The following is a 16,165-nucleotide window of genomic DNA, read 5'->3' as shown; positions in this document are numbered from 1 at the left end:
AGCATTTGTTGGTCGTGCGCTTTTCGTGAGAATCTCACCGCAAAGGGTGGAAAGTACGGTGGCGCTGCCGCGCTGCCGGCGGGAATCGGGCCGCGCCGGGCGTGGCGGGCGGCGCGCAGGGAGGCGCGTGGCAGCGTGCGCGGCGGCGGGCGAGAGCAACCTGAGCAGCCGAGGGCCTCGCGTGGCTCCGGAGCGTCCGTGGCGGAGCGCCACAGCGACGGTCCCTGTGCCGTGCGTTCAGGAGGAGCAGACGCTTGTCCAGGTCCAAACAATACCGTATGGTATGGTTTGAAGGTGAGGCCCTGATGGATCCACTTCTATCGAGCGCGGCGGTCGTCGCCGCGCTCATCGTGCTTGTCGCCGGCGTAGCCCGGCTCGGAGCGCCGCGCCGGGTGTCTCCGTGGATGCTGCTCGGCCTGCTCGCGATCCTGTGCGCGGCCGGGGCGCTGGGCGCCGGGGTCCCGCGGCGCGACGTGCTTGCCCTGGCGTCGGGCGGCGCCCTCGGGGGGCTCGCGGCGATCCACGTTTACTGGGGCCTGGGAGGCGCGTGGCCCGGGGATGCCCGGCACGAGAAGGTGGAGATGGTGGTCGGCTTGCCCAAGGGGAGTCCCTTTCCGTCCCTCGGCGCGTGTCTCGTCGTGGCGTGTCTCCTCGCGTCGTCCGCCGCGCTGGTGCTGGCCCAGCGGTACGGCGGCGGCGGGTCGCCGGCGCTGCTCCGGCTCGGCGCGTGGGCCGTCGCGCTGGTGCTCGGGGCGCGGGGCGTCGGCGGCTACCTCGACGCTCGCCTGCGGCCCGGCACGCGCGCGCTGCCGTATCACCGGCTGAACCGCCTCGTGTACTCGCCGCTCTCGCTCACCCTCGCGGCCGCTGTCGCGGGCGCCACGCTCGACTGACCCGCACATGGCGCGCACCTCGAGGAACGACTGGCTCGACCAGGGGCTCGACGCGCTCCGCGACGGCGGCGAGGGCGCGCTGACGATCGACGGGCTCTGCGCGAGGCTCGGGCGAACGAAGGGCTCGTTCTATCATCACTTCGAGGACGTCGCGGCGTTCCTCGCGGCGCTCCTCGCTCGCTGGGAGGAGCGGCAGACGTCGGCGCCGATCCACCACGCCGAGGCGGGCGGGAGCGCCGAGCAGAAGCGGCAGCGGCTCTCCGCGGTCGTTCGCTCGCTCGACGGCCGGCTCGAGCTCGCCGTGCGGGCGTGGGCGCTCCGAGACGAGCGCGCCGCGGCCGTGCTCCGGCGGGTCGACGCGCGCCGCGTCGACTACCTCGCGTCCCTGTACGCCTCCGAGGGGCGCGCGCGCGGCGCCGCCTTGCTGCTCGCGCGGCTGGAGTACGCGGCCTTCGTCGGCGCGCAGATGCTCTTCTCCGACCTCTCGGTCGAGGGCGCGCGCTCGCTGGGGCTCGCGCTCGATCGCGCGCTCGAGCTCCTGGCCAAGGACGAGCGTGTCGCGCGTCCGCCGGGCGCGGCGCGGAGGCGGCGAGCGACGTGAGGCCTGGCGGCCTCCGCGTCAGGAAAGTCGTTGCGGCAGGGAGGCCCTGGCACGAGGCGCCGAGGCGCGGATCCCATGCCAGGTTTGAAAGCGGAGATCTCAGAATTGAAATGTGTCGGGGGTAACCTTAAGGGTAACCCCAGGAACAGAGAAGGGGATAGCCTTGGCCCGTGTCCTGCTAAGCATGGATGTCAGAGCGCCCGTGACGGCTTCCCCCCCCGCCGTCGAATGGGCGCTCTGTTTTTTGTCTCCCCGGATCGGGCGAGGGGAAGCGCCGCCCGTCGATGTGGCTGACGGGCGCCCTGCGAGCGCGGGGATGCATGTCCAGGGCGCGTGGGTGGCCGAGCGTGCATGGACTCCCTGGCTTCCGCCGAGCCGCTGGATTTGCTAATCCCGGGGCGCCACGGGGGAGGTTCTCCCGGCTGCCCGGCGGCGCATTTACGACATCCGCGTGAGATCCCCAGGCGCACTCTTCTCCCTCGCGCTCGCGGCCGCCGCCACCTTGCATGCGGGCGAGGCGCGCCCTCAGCCTGCAGGCCGCCCGGCCGGTGAGCCGGCAAGAGCCGAGGCGGCGCAGGCGCCCGGCGCAGCCCCGGCCGAGCCGCCGCCTCCCGTGGTCACCGACGGACAGGCCGCCGCGCCCGCCGGGATCGAGGTCACCGTCGAGGGCAACCGGGCTCCGCCGGGCTCCGTCTCGCTCACGAGGCGCGACGTCCGCGAGCTGCCCGGCGCCCTCGGCGACCCCTACCGCGCCATCGAGATCCAGCCCGGCGTGACCCCCGTCGCGAGCGGCATGCCGTACTACTACATCCGCGGCGCGCCGCCGGGGAACATCGGCTACTTCTTCAACGGCATCCAGGTCCCGCTCCTCTTTCACGTGGGCGCTGGCCCCAGCGTCATCCCGGCCGCGATGGTCCAGCGCGTCGAGATGCACCTCGGCCCCTATCCCTCGGACATCGGGCGGCTCGCGGGCGCGGCGATCGAGGCCGAGAGCGCGCCACCGTCCGACGTCTGGCGCGGGGAGGGGAGCCTCCGGTTCATCGACCTCGGCGGCGTCGTGGAGGGGCCGATGGACAAGGACACCCACGTCCTCGTGGGAGGGCGCTACGCCGCCGGCGCGGCGCTCACGTCGGCGCTCGTCCCGAGCGTCGACGTGGGCTACGCCGACTACCAGGGCCGGATGATCTACCGGCTCGGGCCGGAGGAGCGGTTCACCGTGTTCGCGTTCGGCGCGTACGACTACCTCGCCAGCATCGGCGAGGAGGACGGCGCCGAGGCGACCGACGTCCTCCTCGACAGCGATTTCCACCGCCTCGACCTGCGCTACGACCGCGACGACGCCGCCTCGGGCGCGCGCGTCAGGTCGGCGCTCACCCTCGGGCTCGACCGGTCGCGCGGGGTCGGCGTGGAGAGCGCCGAGGCCTGGAAGCTCAACGCGCGGATGAGCCTGGCCCGGCCCATCCTCGCGGGGCGCGCGCTCGTGCGGGTGGGCGTCGACGCCGCGGTCGACCGCTACGTGGTGACGCCGCGCCCCAGCGCGCCGGACGGCGAGCCCGGAGGCGGCGCGTCCACCGAGGAGGACACGCCCGGCGAGGGGACGGACCAGCTCGACGAGAGCTTCCCCGAGCTCTTCCGCAGCCGGCTCGATCTCGCGCTGGGCGCGTGGGCCGACGCGCTGCTCGTGCTCGACGAGCGGTCGACGATCACGCCCGGCGTGCGCGTGGACCACTACACCTCGCTCGGCAAGAGCGCGCTCGCCGTCGACCCGAGGATCGTCGGCCGCTTCGGCGTCGGCGACCACGTGCGGCTCATCCCGGCGTTCGGCCTCGCCTCGCAGCTGCCCGGCCTCGCCCCGCTGCCGGCGCTCCAGATCGGCGGCATCCCGGGGGGGCTGCAGCGCAGCCTGCAGTCGAGCTTCGGCGTCGAGGTCGACGCGGGCCCGGTCAACCTCAGCGCCACGGTGTTTCGACAGGCGACCTTCGGCCTGAGCGATCCGATCGGGACGGGCCGCGGCACGACCCTCAGCACGGAGCGCTTCCTCACGCGGAGCCTCGGCGACACGTACGGTCTCGAGCTCGGGGCGCGCGGGGCGCTCCGCCGCGACATGTTCTTCCTGGCGTCGTACACGCTGTCGCGCTCCACGCGCACGCGGGGCAGGGCGACGATCCCCTCGGCCTACGACCGGACGCACGTGGCGCACGTCGCGCTGCTCTACGATCTCGGCGGGGGCTGGCGCGCCGGGATCCGCCACGTCTTCTACACGGGCTTCCCCGCCGACGAGGCCGCCCCGGGCCGCACCCCGCGCGAGCACCCGGATCGCATCGCGCCGTTCTACCGGCTCGACATGCGCCTGTCGAAGCGCTGGGCGCTGGGCGCGCGGAGCTATCTCGGGCTCGTGTTCGATGTGCAGAACGCGACGCTGGCGAAGGAGGTGTTCGACGTGAGCTGCGACGAGGGCGGGTGCACGCCGCGGAAGCTCGGGCCCATCACGTTGCCGGGGCTCGCGATCGAGGGCGGGTTCTGAGGGGAATCTGAGGGGAATCTGAGGGGAATCCGAGGGGAAAGCGGCCGGCGACGCCGCGGCAGACGGGCTGATCCGGCGGCTGCGGGAGCTACCGGTGGAGCACCTCGAAGAGCTGCTTCAGCATGAGGTACGTTAGCCCCCAGACGACCCGCTCGTCCACGAGCAGGCACGGGAGCTGGAGGACGTTTCCCTCGTGCGTGTACGCGTAACGCGAGGTGCGCTCGCCGCGCGCGAGCGGCCCGAGCGGCGTCCAGAGCGCCTCGGCCACCTCGTCGCTCAGGGTGAGCTCCGGCGTAGAGCGCAGCGCGAAGACGAACGGGGCGACGATCATCCCGGCGCGCCGCCCGCGCGCGACCGCCGGGACCTCGGGCAGGCGCGCGAGCAGGGTCCCGTGCGCCGCGAGATCGATCCCCACCTCCTCCCGCGTCTCGCGGATCGCGGTGGCGAGCAGGCTCTCGTCCGCCGGCTCGCGCCGCCCGCCCGGGAGCGCCATGTGCCCCGACCAGGGATCGGCCGGGTGCTCGGCCCGGCGGATCAGGAGGAGCTCGGCCTCCCCGGGCTCCCGGCCCCCCGCAAGAGGATCGTGCGCCGTGCCCAGAGGCCCCGCCGGCGCCCGCAAGATCGCGGCGACCGCGGCCTGGCGCTCCTGCGTGAGCAGGTCGAGCGCGGCCTCGCGCGCGTCGAGGCGAGCCATGATGGCGGCGAGGTCGTAGGAGGAGAGCACCGTGGTCAGGATAGCATAATATCTATCGCTATTTAGCGCGCGGCGGCGGCGCTCGGGGATCCCGCTCGCGGCGGGCCGGGATGCGAGGCGCGCAGGCCGCTCGCCGGACCCCGGCCATGGCGCCACGGCGTGACGCGCCGCGGCCCTCCGTGCGAGCACCGTCAGGGAGCCGCGGTGGCGAAGGTGTCCCACGCGTCGCAGAGCTCGGCCTTCAGGCCGGCCTGCGGCGCGATGTCGCGATCGAGGGTGAGGCTCTCGTCCCCCTCCGCTTCATACCTCGGCCACGCGACGGCGCCCTCGCCGTTGGGGTCCCCGCTCGCCGCGTGGCGCGACCAGTACCCCATGATTTGCTGCGACATCGCGAGCTCACCCTCGGTCAGCGGTTCCGGCAACACCAGCGTCGGGTTGCCGAACACGAACTTGATCTCGGCAGCATGGAAGGAGCCGAGATCGCCGAGCAGCGAGCTCTCGGGCGCATAGGTGAAATGATAGAGATACGTCGCCGCGCCGCCGCCCGCGATCGCGCGCGCCGCCCGCCGCGTCGGGCACACGAACATCGCGTCGCCCAGCGCCGCGATCGCCGCCGCCTGCGCCGAGCCGTAGGTCTCGCTCGGGTAGAGCGCCACCACCTCCTCGCCGTGGCCCGGGGCGAGCGTCTCGGCGAACGCCTCGAACGCGGCGTCGTCGGCGACCGTCGCGGACTCGCCCCAGAGCGCGACGAAGAGCGCGCCCTCATCCGCGTTGCTGCCGAGGATCGTCGGCACCTTCTCGAAGCTCCCGGCCTCGAGGAGCTTGCCCGGCGTGTCGGGGAGGTTCCATCCGTCGACGACCGGGAACCACGTCGGGCCGGCGCCCTCGAGGAAGGCCGCGCCCCGCGGCAGCGCGCTCATGATCTCCTCGGCCGATTTGCCGCGAAGGCACTCGAGGACGGAAGGCGCGTCGGTGCAGCCCAGCGCCTCGACGAACTCTTTCCCCTGCGCGCTGGCCGTCGCCTCGTCCGCGGCGGAGTCGCACGGTCCGCTCTCGATGATGGCGCGCTGGAACAGGCCTTTGCTCCTGGGCGACACCAGGTGCATGCAGACGCTGATGCCGCCCGCGGACTCGCCGAACAGGGTGACCCTGGAAGGATCCCCGCCGAACGCGGCGATGTTGGCCTTGACCCATTCGAGCGCGGCGCGCTGGTCCTCCAGGCCGTACGCGCCCGTCGAGGGGTGATCGGGATCTTCCGACTTGAGCTCCGGGAGGGCGAGGAACCCGAGCGGGCCGAGGCGGTAGTTGAAGGTGACCACCACCGAGCCGGTCGCCTCGGAGAGCGCCCGGCCGTCGTAATCGGCCTCCCCGCCGCTGCCGAGCTCGAAGCCGCCGCCATGGATCCAGACGAGGACGGGTACGGACGAGGACGCCGGGCGCTCGGGCGCCCAGACGTTCAGGGTGAGGCAGTCCTCTCCCGAGATCTCATTGAAGCCCGGGGTGAGCAGGTTCAGCTGCGAGCAGGGGATGCCCACCTCGACGGCGGCCCGCGGCTCGGTCCACGGCTCGTGCGGCGCGGGCGATCTCCAGCGCAGCTCCCCGACCGGCGGCGCGGCGTACGGGATGCCCAGGAAGGTGCGCGTCGCGCCGACGAGCGCGCCCTCCACTGGACCCGCCTCCGTCTCGACGAGCGGCGCGGCCGCCTCGCCGCCGGACCCACCGGCGCCCGAGCCGCCGGCGCCGCCTGAGCCACCGGCGCCGCCCGCGCCGCCGGAGCCCTCCAGAGCCGGCTCGCTCGAGCCGCAGGCGGCAGCGAGCAAGCCAAGAAGAATGGTGCGCGACAATGAAGGTCGAATGGGCATGATCGTCTCCGTCAAGAGCAAATCGTGAATGCAGGATCGTGGGAAGAGGAGAGCGCGGCGCCGAGGACGTGGGTGGCGATGAAGGCCGCCAGTCGGCGGAGCGACGTTCTGTGCACGCGGAATTCAACCATGAAGGGCGAGCGGTGGTACTGGAATTTGACGTCGATGTCCGAGAAGCTCCCACGGTGACAGCTTCGTGCCGTGGGGCAGGGCAACCTTGACATGGCGAAGGGCACGAACTCCTTCTGTGCCCGTGGCAACTCATCGGAAAGACGGGATCGCGGGCGGCGCTGGGCGTCGAGGGGCTTCGGCGATGAGCCACAACCTCGTGCGGCTCGCGGACGGCCGCACGGTGCTCCACGTGATCAACCACGAGTACAGCGCAGGTGTGGTGGAGCAGGAGGGGGTGACGGCGAGCTTCCCCGTGGACGCGAGCCCGACGCAGGTCACTGTCGCGTCGATCGACTTCGAGGAAGATCGCGTGGTGCCGTTCTCGTACGAGGACGGCGTGGTCACGGCCGTGGTCGGGGCGCTGCCGGCCTCCATCGCGATCGTCGCGGAGTGAGCCGGGCAGCGCCGCGGGCTCAGCTGTCCACCCGGGACGCCTGGGGGGTCGTTACTGGCCTGTGACGTAGAAGACGCCCCGCAGATCCTCGGTCGCGGAGATGGCGCCCGGCTCGCCGCCCGGGGAGCGCCAGGACGTCACGCGGAACTGATAGTACATGCCCGGATCGAGGGGACCGCCGTACTCGACCGAGACCTCGTCGACGCCGCTCGATCCCGGGATGCTCGGCCCAGCGCACGTCGGGTCGTCCCCGAGGCACCACACGAGGTCGCCATAGGCGTTGTAGACGACCACGGTATAGAAATCCTCGCTGGCGTCGTCTCCCCACCGGAGCGTGGGCGCGGCCGTCACCGGCTCGGGATCCGTCGCGCCCGGGCCGATCAACGGCAGCGACTCGGTGATCTTGAACGAGGTCGGCAGCGAGACGTCCTCGCCGGGGCTCGGCATCTCCACGGTGACGAGCTGCGTGCCGGCGATGTTCGGATCGGGATCACGGACGAGGCTGTCGTTCTCGAACGCGGCCAGCACCACGTATTTGCCCGCGGGGACGCCGGAGATGCTGAACTCACCGCTCACGTCGGGCGGCCCGCTGAGCGGCGTGCGCAGCCCTCGCGGCACCTCCCCGCGGACGAAGGCGTCGTTGAACGTGGACGCGACGACGACCACGACGCTGGTGGTCGAACCGCCAGGAGCGTCGACGATGTTGAGCGTGCCAGTCAGGGTGCCGAGGGCGGCGTCCGAGCGCGCCAGATCCACGCCCGTGACCGCCGTGTCACCGACCTCCGCGGCCTTCGGATCGAGCGCGAGCCCCGCCGCGTAGCCGCTCACCGAGTAGCCGCCGGCCGGCACGTTGAAGATCGTGTAGGCGCCGCCGCGATCGGTCACCGCGCTGAACCCCTTGCCGCCCTCGTCCTCGGCCACGACGAGCACGCCGCCGGACCGCTCGTCCGCGAGCACCGAGCCCGAGATGCTCGGCAGCCCCCGCTGGTCCTCGGGCAGCGGGATCAGCGCGATATCCGTGAGCGCGGTCTCGATGCTCCACCCGTCGTCGCCCGACGTCGCCTCGCTGGAGGCGATCGGCAGGGCGGTGCGGAGCCCACCGGGGAAGGGCTGGTGGTCCTGCGCGCTTGCCCGCAGCGTGAAGATCACGTCCCCGATCGGCGCGCCGTTCTCCGTGCGGGGCACCGGCACCTCGAGCACGTAATTCCCTGCGGCGTCGGTGGTCGTCACGTCCGTGATCGCGGTCGCCTGATCGTCGAGCGCGAGCACGAGCGCGCCCTCGATGCCCGCGGTGCTCTCGGAGTCGAAGACGTTCCCTCTCGCCAGCACGGGTGGATAACACGCATGGCCGCCTGCGACGAGCTCGGCGCAGGTGAGCCCGCCCGCGCACAGCGGGGCCTCCGGATCGCACGCGCCGCCTTCGGCGATGCCACAGATTCCCCCGCCGTCTCGCCTCTTGCCGCAGACCGCGTCGTCGAGGCAGAGATCGGGGCCCGCTGGATCGCACGCGCCGCCAGGCGGGGTCTGGCAGGTTCCGTCAGCGCCGCACGTCGTGCCTTCTGCGCAGAAGTCCTTCGCGTCCCCGGCGCAGGGGCCGCCGAGCGGAACTCGGCATGTGCCGTCGTCGCCGCAGACGGCATCGCCCAGGCAATAGTCGGTGCCGCCCGCATCGCAGCCGGCGCCGGGCGGCGCATAACAGATGTGGTCCTCGCCGCCCTCGGCGCACACGAGGCCGTTCGGGCAGCCGTCATCCGGAGCACATTCATCGCCGACCTTCTCCGGGTCAGGCCCGCAGCCCAGCGCGACGAGCGGGAGAGCGATGGCGGCGGCCTGTGCAGCCAGACGAGCGTACTCGACAACTTTCATTGAAGTGTCCTCCCTCTTGTAAGTTGAAATGCGACGCGGTCGCCAGCGCGGCTCAGCGCTCACTCGCCCGGGCAATCTGGATGACATGAGGCGATTGCCACTCTCGCACTGGGTCAACGCGCCGGCCAGCACATGCCCCCTGTAGTGCCCGGGCGATCCGTGGACGGCTCAGCTTTTATATTGTCCGAGGAAGTGCCACTTTCCGGGCCAACGACCACGCAGGCCGACACGCGCGCTCTCGCGACGCGAGACGTGCGTCCGGCGGCGCGCCATTCCACACAGCAGCGCTATTGCGCGAGCGGCGGCGCGTGCTCGTCCGTGCGGGTGGCACCGGAGCGCGGCTCGACCGACATCTCGCCGGTGAGCACCGTCAGCGCGACCTTGATGGCGATCGTGAGCACCATGAATCCGACGGCCCAGATGCCTGCCGTGATCTTCCACTCGGCCATCGACGGCACGTACTCGACGAGCTCGTGCAGGGTGCTCGGCACGAAGCCCGGGATGATGAGGCCCATGCCCTTCTCGATCCAGACGCCGGCGAAGGCGGCGACGCAGGCCGCGTTGAGGTAGGCGCGGCTCCCGCGGCTCGCCGGCAGGTGCAGGAGCGCCGCGGAGGCCACGTTCAGCGCGACGGCCGACCAGATCCACGGCACGAGCGCGCTCTTGCCGTGAAGGCCGAAGAACAGGTAGGTCACCGCGGCGCCGTGCGTGCCCCCGGTGTAGAGCGACGTGAAGAGCTCCGAGCCGAGCATGAACAGGTTGAGCAGGACGGTCACGCGGAGCACGGAGGTGAGCGTGCGGATCGGCCCGTCGCCCACGCGAAACCGGGTCAGCCGGGCGACGAGCTGGAGCAGCAGGATCACGAAGGCCGGACCCGTGATGAAGGCAGAGGCGATGAAGCGGGGGGCGAGCAGCGCCGAGTTCCAGAAGGGGCGGCCGCCGAGGCCCGAGTAGAGGAACGCCGTCACCGTGTGGATCGACACCGCCCAGCCGATGGACAGGAACACGAACGGCAGATACCACTTCCTGTCCGGCTTCCTGCCCAGGTACCTCGTGTAGATGAGGTAGCCCGAGATGTGCAGGTTGATGAACAGGTAGCCGTTCAGGACGATGACGTCCCAGGTCAGCATCGAGATCGGCCAGTTGAACCGCCCGAGCCCGGGCAAGATGTGCCAGAACCTGTCCGGGCGCCCCATGTCGGCCACGATGAACAGGAGGCACACGACGATGGCGGCGATCGCGAGCAGCTCGCCGAGGATCACGACGTCGTGCATCTCGTGGTCGTCGTAGAGGTACGCCGGGATCACCATCATCACGGCGCCCGCCGCGAGCCCCACGCCGAAGGTGAAGTTCGCGATGTAGAGGCCCCACGAGACGTGGTCGCTCATGCCGGTGACCCGCATGCCCTCGGCGAGCTGGTGGGCCCAGGCGTTCGCGCCGACGAGGGCGATCGCCGAGAGCACGGTCATCCAGAGATAGAAGCGCCACGAGCCCTCGAAGCTCTGGCCGATGACCCGGCGCAGGAAGCGCGGGTAGGTGATGGCGTGCGTGTCCTTGCCCATCGTGGCTCCGCTCGCTCAGACGTCGAAGAAGTAGAAGAAGCGCGGCCGCGTGCCGAGCTCCTCCTTGAGGATGAAGATCCGCTTGTTCTCGAGCACCCAGCGGATCTCGCTCTTCGGATCCAGGAGGTTGCCGAAGACGCGCGCGCCCGTGGGGCAGGCCTCGAGGCAGGCCGGCATCCGGCCCTCGCGGGTCCGATGCAGGCAGAAGGTGCATTTCTCCACGACGCCCTGGGGCCGGATGCGATTCGACAGGTAGCCCTGGTCCGGGTTGATCTCGTCCGCGGGCACCTCGGGCTTCGTCCAGTTGAAGCGCCGCGCGTGGTAGGGGCAGGCGGCCTCGCAGTAGCGGCAGCCGATGCACCAGTTGTAATCGACGGCGACGATGCCGTCGGGCTCCTTCCAGGTCGCCTGGACGGGGCAGACCTTCACGCAAGGCGCGTTGTCGCACTGCTGGCACTGCACCGGCAGGTAGTACTTGCCCTTCGCGGGCACGGCGTGCTCGTACGTCGCGTCGCCCTTCTCCATGTCGAAGCTGCCCTGATCCATCTCGAGCACGCGAATGTAGGAGTTGTTCGTGCGCCGATCGTGGTTGTTCTCCACGTGGCACGCCTCCACGCACTTGCGGCAGCCGATGCACACGCTCAGGCTGAGCGCGTAGCCGAACTGCACCCCTTCCTGCGGGCGGACGTCGCGGATCGTGACCTCGCGGCCGTACTCCTCGCGCGTCTCTCGCTCGAGGCGGTCGATGACCTCGGCGAGCTCTTCCCTCGTGAGCTCCTTGTAATGGCGCTGCAGGAACTGATCGAGCGAGAGGTCCTTGCTCCACGCGCGGAGCGGCTCCATCGCGTGGGCGAACGCGGAGGCGCCGAGCGTGGCTCCGAGCACCTTGAGCGCGACGCGCCTGGATGTCTGGGTCATCGGTGGGCTCCTTCTCCTGCGCCGCGCGCCTCCACGAAGCGGTCGCGCGGGGGCAGGACGGGCATCGACGGCTGGAACGCCGGCACGTGCGGATCGTGGCAGTCGACGCAGTGGTTGCGCACCCGCGCGCCGCCCGCGTAACTGCCGTTCATCCCGCCATGAGCCCCGTTCGCGTAGTCGCGGAGCTGGGGGCCGTGGCACTGGGCGCAGAGCTGCATGGCGTCGCGCATCGGGAGGAGCGCGCCATCGGCCTTGCGCAGCGTGTCCTGCTCGCCGATCACGTGGCACGAGGCGCAGCTCAGCCCGCCGTGCTCGAACCTCAGCCCGACGTGGAACTCGTCGAGCTCCGCCGTCGAGGTCGGCAGCGCGTCGGGCCTGCGGAGCGAGTGGCACGTCACGCACGCCGCGCGGATCGGCCGGCCCAGCGAGTCCCGCTTGTCCGTGGCGACACCGGAGAGCTTGTCAGGGCGGTGGATGCTCGCGGAGGCGATCGGCGTCGCGTCGAGCGCGGGGCGCAGCCCGAGCGGCTGGTCGCGACCCTGGCAGCCTGTCGCGTGCGTCACGCACAGGAGCCCCAGGATCGCGGCGGCCCCGGGAAGATGAAGAGAGGAGTGCACGGGTCGATTCACATCGCACGCCACGTGCCATCGCGCGCGTCCGGGGCGGCGCCGCGTCCCGCGGCTCGGCGCGGTGCAGGGAGCGCGTCCGGACGCACCGTTTGCGCTGCGCCGCGGTCCGCGCGCGCCAGGGATCCCCGGTGAGGCGCAGGGCGCAGGCGCGATGGACGGGCGTCCCGGCGACGATCTCGCGTGGCGTGGACCTTGCGATGTCGTGAGCCGACGCTCGACCCGCTCGATCACCTCCACTCGATCAACCCCAGACAGGCGTTCCGATGCCCCTCAGTGCTCTTGTCATCACGCTTTCCGATGAGCCCAGCGCGCGAGCGCGGGCGTGTCGCTCGCTCGCCGCGGAGGCGGCGCTCTCGCTCGGTCCGCCGTGTGGTTCGAGGCTGCCCGCGATCGCCGAGACAGCGACCCTGCTCGCGGGGGAAGAGCTCGTGGAGCGGATGCTCTGCACCGACGGGGTGGACTTCGTCGATGTGGTCTCGGTCGACTTCTCGGATCTGGAGCCATGATGGATCGCCGCGATTTTCTGAGGTGCTCCGCGATGGGCGCGGCGACCGTGGCCGCCAGTCGGCTCGCGCTGGGCAAGGACGGCGTCGCCGCCGCCCAGGCGGCGCCCGGGGCGGGCACCGCCTCCGATGTGGTCTGGAACAAGGCGCCGTGCAGGTTCTGCGGCACCGGCTGCCACGTGCAGGTGGGCGTGAGAGGGGGCCGCGTGGTCGCGGTCGCGGGCGACCAGAGCGCGGACGTCAACAAGGGCCTGCTCTGCGTGAAGGGGTATCACGTCGGCCTCGCCCTCTACGGCAGAGATCGGCTCACGAAGCCGCTGCTCCGCAGGAACGGCAAGCTCGAGCCCATCGGCTGGGATGAGGCCATCGCGATCGTCGCGCGGCGCGCGATGCAGAACCCGGCGGGGTTCGCGCTCTACGGCAGCGGCCAGTGGACGATCCCCGAGGGGTACGCGGCGAACAAGCTCGTGAAGGCGGGGCTCGGGAACAACCAGATCGACCCGAACGCGCGCCTCTGCATGTCGTCCGCGGTGACAGGCTTCCTCTCCACCTACGGCGTGGACGAGCCGGCCGGCTGCTACGAGGATCTCGACACGTGCGATGTGCTCCTCATGTGGGGGAACAACCCGGCCGAGATGCACCCCGTGCTCTTCTCGCGCGTCGTCGACCGGCGGTCGAGGGGCGAGCAGGTGCTGCTCATCGATCTCACGACGCGGCGCACCCGCACCTCGGCCTTCTGCCAGCACACGCTCTATTTCAAGCCGAACACCGATCTCGCGATCGCGAACGGCATCGCCCACCTGCTCGTCGAGCGCGGGACGTTCGACCGGGCGTTCGTCGACAGGTTCTGCAACTTCCGGAAGCGGACCGAGCCCCCGACCCTCGAGGGGCAGCCGATGAGCTTCGAGGAGTACAAGACGGCGCTCGCCGAATACACGCCGGAGCGGGTGGAGGCGATCTCGGGCGTCGCCGCGAAGGACATCCGGATGCTGGCGGATCTCTTCGGGCGCCGCGATCTGCGGATCACGAGCCTCTGGTGCATGGGGATGAACCAGCACACCCGGGGCACCGCGATCAACGATCTGGTGCACGGCGTGCACCTGCTCAGCGGCCATTTCGGCAAGCCCGGCGACGCCCCGACCAGCCTGACGGGCCAGCCGTCGGCCTGCGGCACGGTGCGCGAGGTCGGCACGCTCGCCCACGGGCTCCCCGGCGGCCTCGTCGTCACGAACGCAGAGCACCGGAAAGAGGCCGAGCACCTCTGGAACCTGCCCGAGGGGCGGATCAACCCGAAGCCCGGCTACCACACGGTCGACCTCTGGAAGCGCTTCTCGACCCCGAAGGAGCAGGGGGGCGACATCGACACCATCTGGGTGATGGTGACCAATCCAGGCCAGTCGTTGCCGAACACGAACGAGCTCTTCGACGCGAGCCGCAAGATCCCGGGCAAGTTCCTGATCGTGTCCGACGTCTACCCGACGGCCACGGTGCGCGCCGCGGACCTCGTCCTGCCCTCGGCCATGTGGGTCGAGAAGAACGGGATGTTCGGCAACTCCGAGCGCCGCACGCAGCAGTGGTTCAAGATGGTCGAGCCGCCCGGCGAGGCGCGGGACGATGCATGGCAGATCATCGCCGTGGCGCGCAAGCTCCACGACATCGGCTTCGCCGGGATGAAGGACAAGGACGGCCGTTTCCTGTTCGACATCCGGAAGGGCGGCAAGGAGGTGCCGGTCTGGGACTACAAGCATTACCACGACGTCAACGTCGACGAGCAGCTCTTCGAGGAGTACCGCGAGTTCAGCCGGTTCAAGCACAAGGACCTGGCGCCGTACCGCGAGTACGTCAAGGCGCGGGGCCTGCGCTGGCCCGTCGTCGAGCAGCCCGACGGTTCGTGGCGGGAGACGCGGTTCCGCTTCGCGAGGTTCGACGACCCTTATGCCACGAAGGACGAGATCCAGTTTTACCACTCGGTGACCAAGGACGACCGGGCGCTCATCTGGTTTCACCCCTACGAGCCGCCGCCCGAGTCGCCCGACGCGGAGTATCCCTTCTGGCTGTGCACGGGCCGCGTCCTCGAGCACTGGCACACGGGGTCGCTCACCATGAGGATACCCCAGCTACAGCGGGCGATGCCGCAGTCGTACCTGGAGATGAGCCGCGAGGACGCGCGGAGGCTCGGCGTCGGCGACGGCGAGGTCGTGATCCTGGAGAGCCGGCGCGGCGCGCTCGAGCTGCCTGTCTGGATCGAGGGCCGGGGCGCGCCGCCGCCTGGCACGGTGTTCGTGCCGTTCTTCGATGAGACCGTGATGGTGAACCGCGCGACGCTCGAGGCGCACGATCCGCTCTCGAAGCAGCCGGACTACAAGAAGTGCGCGGTCAGGATCCGCCGCAAGCCGCAGGGCAAGCGGGGAGAGGCGCGATGAAGGACGCCCGCGGCCTGCACGTCGGCCTCGCCGCGATCGTCGCTGTCGCGGCGGCGGGCTACTTCTCGGGGATCCGCGGCACGGAGCAGGGGGTCGCAGAGCTGCGCGGCGATCCCGCTCCGCCGTCGGCGAGCGTCGAGGCGCGCAGCTACGCCGACATGCGCGAGCGCGCGCACGGCCCGAACGCCGGCATGTACGAGGGCGCATTCGCCCGGCTCGAGGCGGCGGACGCCGATCTCTACGCGCCTGTCGAGCAGTCGGAGGCCGATCGAGAGGCGGCGCTCGAGCGGCGCGCTTCCCGCCGCGCCTACGACGGCGCGCCGCCCACGATCCCGCATCGCATCGAGCAGCTCGGCGCCCCGGATTGCCTTTCGTGCCACGAGCGCGGGCTGCGCGTCGCGAACCTCACCGCGCCCAGGATGAGCCACCGTCGCTACGAGAGCTGCACGCAGTGCCATGTCGTCGGCGCCGACCCGAGGCCGCTCGCGGAGACGCCGCCTCCGCCCGACAACACCTTTGCTGGCATGGCGTCGCCGCGGCGAGGCGCCCGCGCCTACGAGGGCGCGCCGCCCACGATCCCGCACCCGACGCTGATGCGCTCGGAGTGCGCGAGCTGCCATGGCGTCCATGGCGCCCTGGGAATTCGCTCGACCCACCCTTACCGGCAGAGCTGCACCCAGTGCCACGCGCCTTCGGCCGAGCTCGATCAGCGCGCGCCCCGGCCCCTTTCGGCGTGGCCGCCGCCGAGCACGGGAGCGGACAGGCCATGAAGCTCCCCTCCACGGATGAGACGGATGTCGGTCCCGAGATCCCGCTGCCGCCCTTGCAGGAGGCCGTACTCGACGAGCCGACCCTCGATCAGCTCTTCTTCGACCTCGCCGAGGCCGCGGAGATCGTCTCGGTGTCGCTCAAGGCCGGTGCGACTGCACGCGCGGGGGATCTCCAGCGGGCCGGCAGCGCGGGCGGCGAGCTCGCCCTCGCCCGCCGCGCGCTCGGCGACGGGACCGCGCTCGGGGTGCAGATCCGTTATCGCTTCGCGGGCTCGGAGTGGTGGGACACGCTGCTCCGGGTGCCCTCCGGCGTGCGCCTCGTGCGCGTCCGGATCGAGGACGCCCTCGGATAGCG

At 71.2% G+C, this 16,165-nt stretch carries 14 protein-coding genes; 8 read left to right on the top strand and 6 right to left on the bottom strand.

The window, feature by feature from the left end:
* Nucleotides 1–305: 305 nt before the first annotated feature.
* The 3 genes from WMF34_RS24270 (at nucleotide 306) to WMF34_RS24260 (ending at nucleotide 4,018) form a co-directional block, all read left to right on the top strand.
* The gene (locus WMF34_RS24270; protein ID WP_049876345.1) at nucleotides 306–893 is read left to right on the top strand and encodes a DUF3995 domain-containing protein; all 588 of its coding nucleotides are present in this window, start codon (nucleotides 306–308) and stop codon (nucleotides 891–893) included.
* 7 nt (nucleotides 894–900) lie between these two features.
* Nucleotides 901–1,494 (top strand): TetR/AcrR family transcriptional regulator, encoded by a 594-nt coding sequence (locus WMF34_RS24265; protein ID WP_012237344.1) that lies wholly within the window; start codon nucleotides 901–903, stop codon nucleotides 1,492–1,494.
* Between the two features lie 451 nt (nucleotides 1,495–1,945).
* The gene (locus WMF34_RS24260) at nucleotides 1,946–4,018 is read left to right on the top strand and encodes a TonB-dependent receptor plug domain-containing protein (protein ID WP_437989258.1); all 2,073 of its coding nucleotides are present in this window, start codon (nucleotides 1,946–1,948) and stop codon (nucleotides 4,016–4,018) included.
* Nucleotides 4,019–4,106: 88 nt separating this feature from the next.
* On the opposite strand, the gene WMF34_RS24255 is transcribed toward WMF34_RS24260, so the two are convergent.
* Nucleotides 4,107–4,742: an NUDIX hydrolase gene (locus tag WMF34_RS24255; protein ID WP_157906878.1), complete on the bottom strand. Its 636-nt coding sequence runs from the start codon at nucleotides 4,740–4,742 to the stop codon at nucleotides 4,107–4,109.
* A 161-nt stretch (nucleotides 4,743–4,903) separates the two neighbouring features.
* Nucleotides 4,904–6,574 carry a carboxylesterase/lipase family protein gene (locus WMF34_RS24250; protein WP_437989257.1) on the bottom strand — a complete coding sequence of 557 codons (1,671 nt, stop codon included), beginning with the start codon at nucleotides 6,572–6,574 and terminating at the stop codon, nucleotides 4,904–4,906.
* A 313-nt stretch (nucleotides 6,575–6,887) separates the two neighbouring features.
* Between WMF34_RS24250 and WMF34_RS24245 the strand changes: the two genes are divergently transcribed.
* The gene (locus WMF34_RS24245; RefSeq protein ID WP_012237340.1) at nucleotides 6,888–7,139 is read left to right on the top strand and encodes a hypothetical protein; all 252 of its coding nucleotides are present in this window, start codon (nucleotides 6,888–6,890) and stop codon (nucleotides 7,137–7,139) included.
* Nucleotides 7,140–7,190: 51 nt separating this feature from the next.
* Here the strand turns inward: WMF34_RS24245 and WMF34_RS24240 are convergent, their stop codons facing one another.
* From WMF34_RS24240 to WMF34_RS24225, 4 genes are all read right to left on the bottom strand, one after another.
* Nucleotides 7,191–9,005, bottom strand: coding sequence for a carboxypeptidase-like regulatory domain-containing protein (locus tag WMF34_RS24240; RefSeq protein ID WP_012237339.1), 1,815 nt, complete (start codon nucleotides 9,003–9,005; stop codon nucleotides 7,191–7,193).
* Nucleotides 9,006–9,292: 287 nt separating this feature from the next.
* Entirely contained in the window at nucleotides 9,293–10,567 is a 1,275-nt protein-coding gene (gene dsrP, locus WMF34_RS24235) for a sulfate reduction electron transfer complex DsrMKJOP subunit DsrP (protein WP_012237338.1), read from the bottom strand.
* A gap of 15 nt (nucleotides 10,568–10,582) precedes the next feature.
* Nucleotides 10,583–11,485, bottom strand: a complete 903-nt coding sequence (locus WMF34_RS24230; RefSeq protein WP_012237337.1) for a 4Fe-4S dicluster domain-containing protein — start codon at nucleotides 11,483–11,485, stop codon at nucleotides 10,583–10,585.
* Nucleotides 11,482–12,102 carry a hypothetical protein gene (locus tag WMF34_RS24225; protein WP_437989256.1) on the bottom strand — a complete coding sequence of 207 codons (621 nt, stop codon included), beginning with the start codon at nucleotides 12,100–12,102 and terminating at the stop codon, nucleotides 11,482–11,484. Before WMF34_RS24225 ends, WMF34_RS24230 begins: the two co-directional genes overlap by 4 nt.
* Nucleotides 12,103–12,377: 275 nt before the next feature.
* Here WMF34_RS24225 and WMF34_RS24220 point away from each other — a divergent pair, with 275 nt between their 5' ends.
* Genes WMF34_RS24220 through WMF34_RS24205 form a run of 4 tightly spaced genes read left to right on the top strand, consistent with a single transcriptional unit; the run spans nucleotide 12,378 to nucleotide 16,163 of the window.
* Nucleotides 12,378–12,620, top strand: a complete 243-nt coding sequence (locus tag WMF34_RS24220; protein WP_012237335.1) for a hypothetical protein — start codon at nucleotides 12,378–12,380, stop codon at nucleotides 12,618–12,620.
* A complete protein-coding gene (locus WMF34_RS24215) occupies nucleotides 12,617–15,040 on the top strand; it encodes a molybdopterin-dependent oxidoreductase (RefSeq protein ID WP_437989255.1) in 2,424 nt (807 codons plus the stop codon). The genes WMF34_RS24220 and WMF34_RS24215 overlap by 4 nt, the downstream gene beginning before the upstream one ends.
* The gene (locus WMF34_RS24210) at nucleotides 15,037–15,810 is read left to right on the top strand and encodes a nitrate reductase cytochrome c-type subunit (RefSeq protein ID WP_437989254.1); all 774 of its coding nucleotides are present in this window, start codon (nucleotides 15,037–15,039) and stop codon (nucleotides 15,808–15,810) included. The genes WMF34_RS24215 and WMF34_RS24210 overlap by 4 nt, the downstream gene beginning before the upstream one ends.
* Nucleotides 15,807–16,163: a hypothetical protein gene (locus WMF34_RS24205; RefSeq protein ID WP_437989253.1), complete on the top strand. Its 357-nt coding sequence runs from the start codon at nucleotides 15,807–15,809 to the stop codon at nucleotides 16,161–16,163. The genes WMF34_RS24210 and WMF34_RS24205 overlap by 4 nt, the downstream gene beginning before the upstream one ends.
* Nucleotides 16,164–16,165: the final 2 nt, after the last annotated feature.

The sequence above is a fragment of the Sorangium sp. So ce145 genome (genome assembly GCF_051525985.1).
Lineage (GTDB): Bacteria > Myxococcota_A > Polyangia > Polyangiales > Polyangiaceae > Sorangium > Sorangium cellulosum_B.
This window is presented reverse-complemented; position numbering and strand designations above follow the sequence as displayed.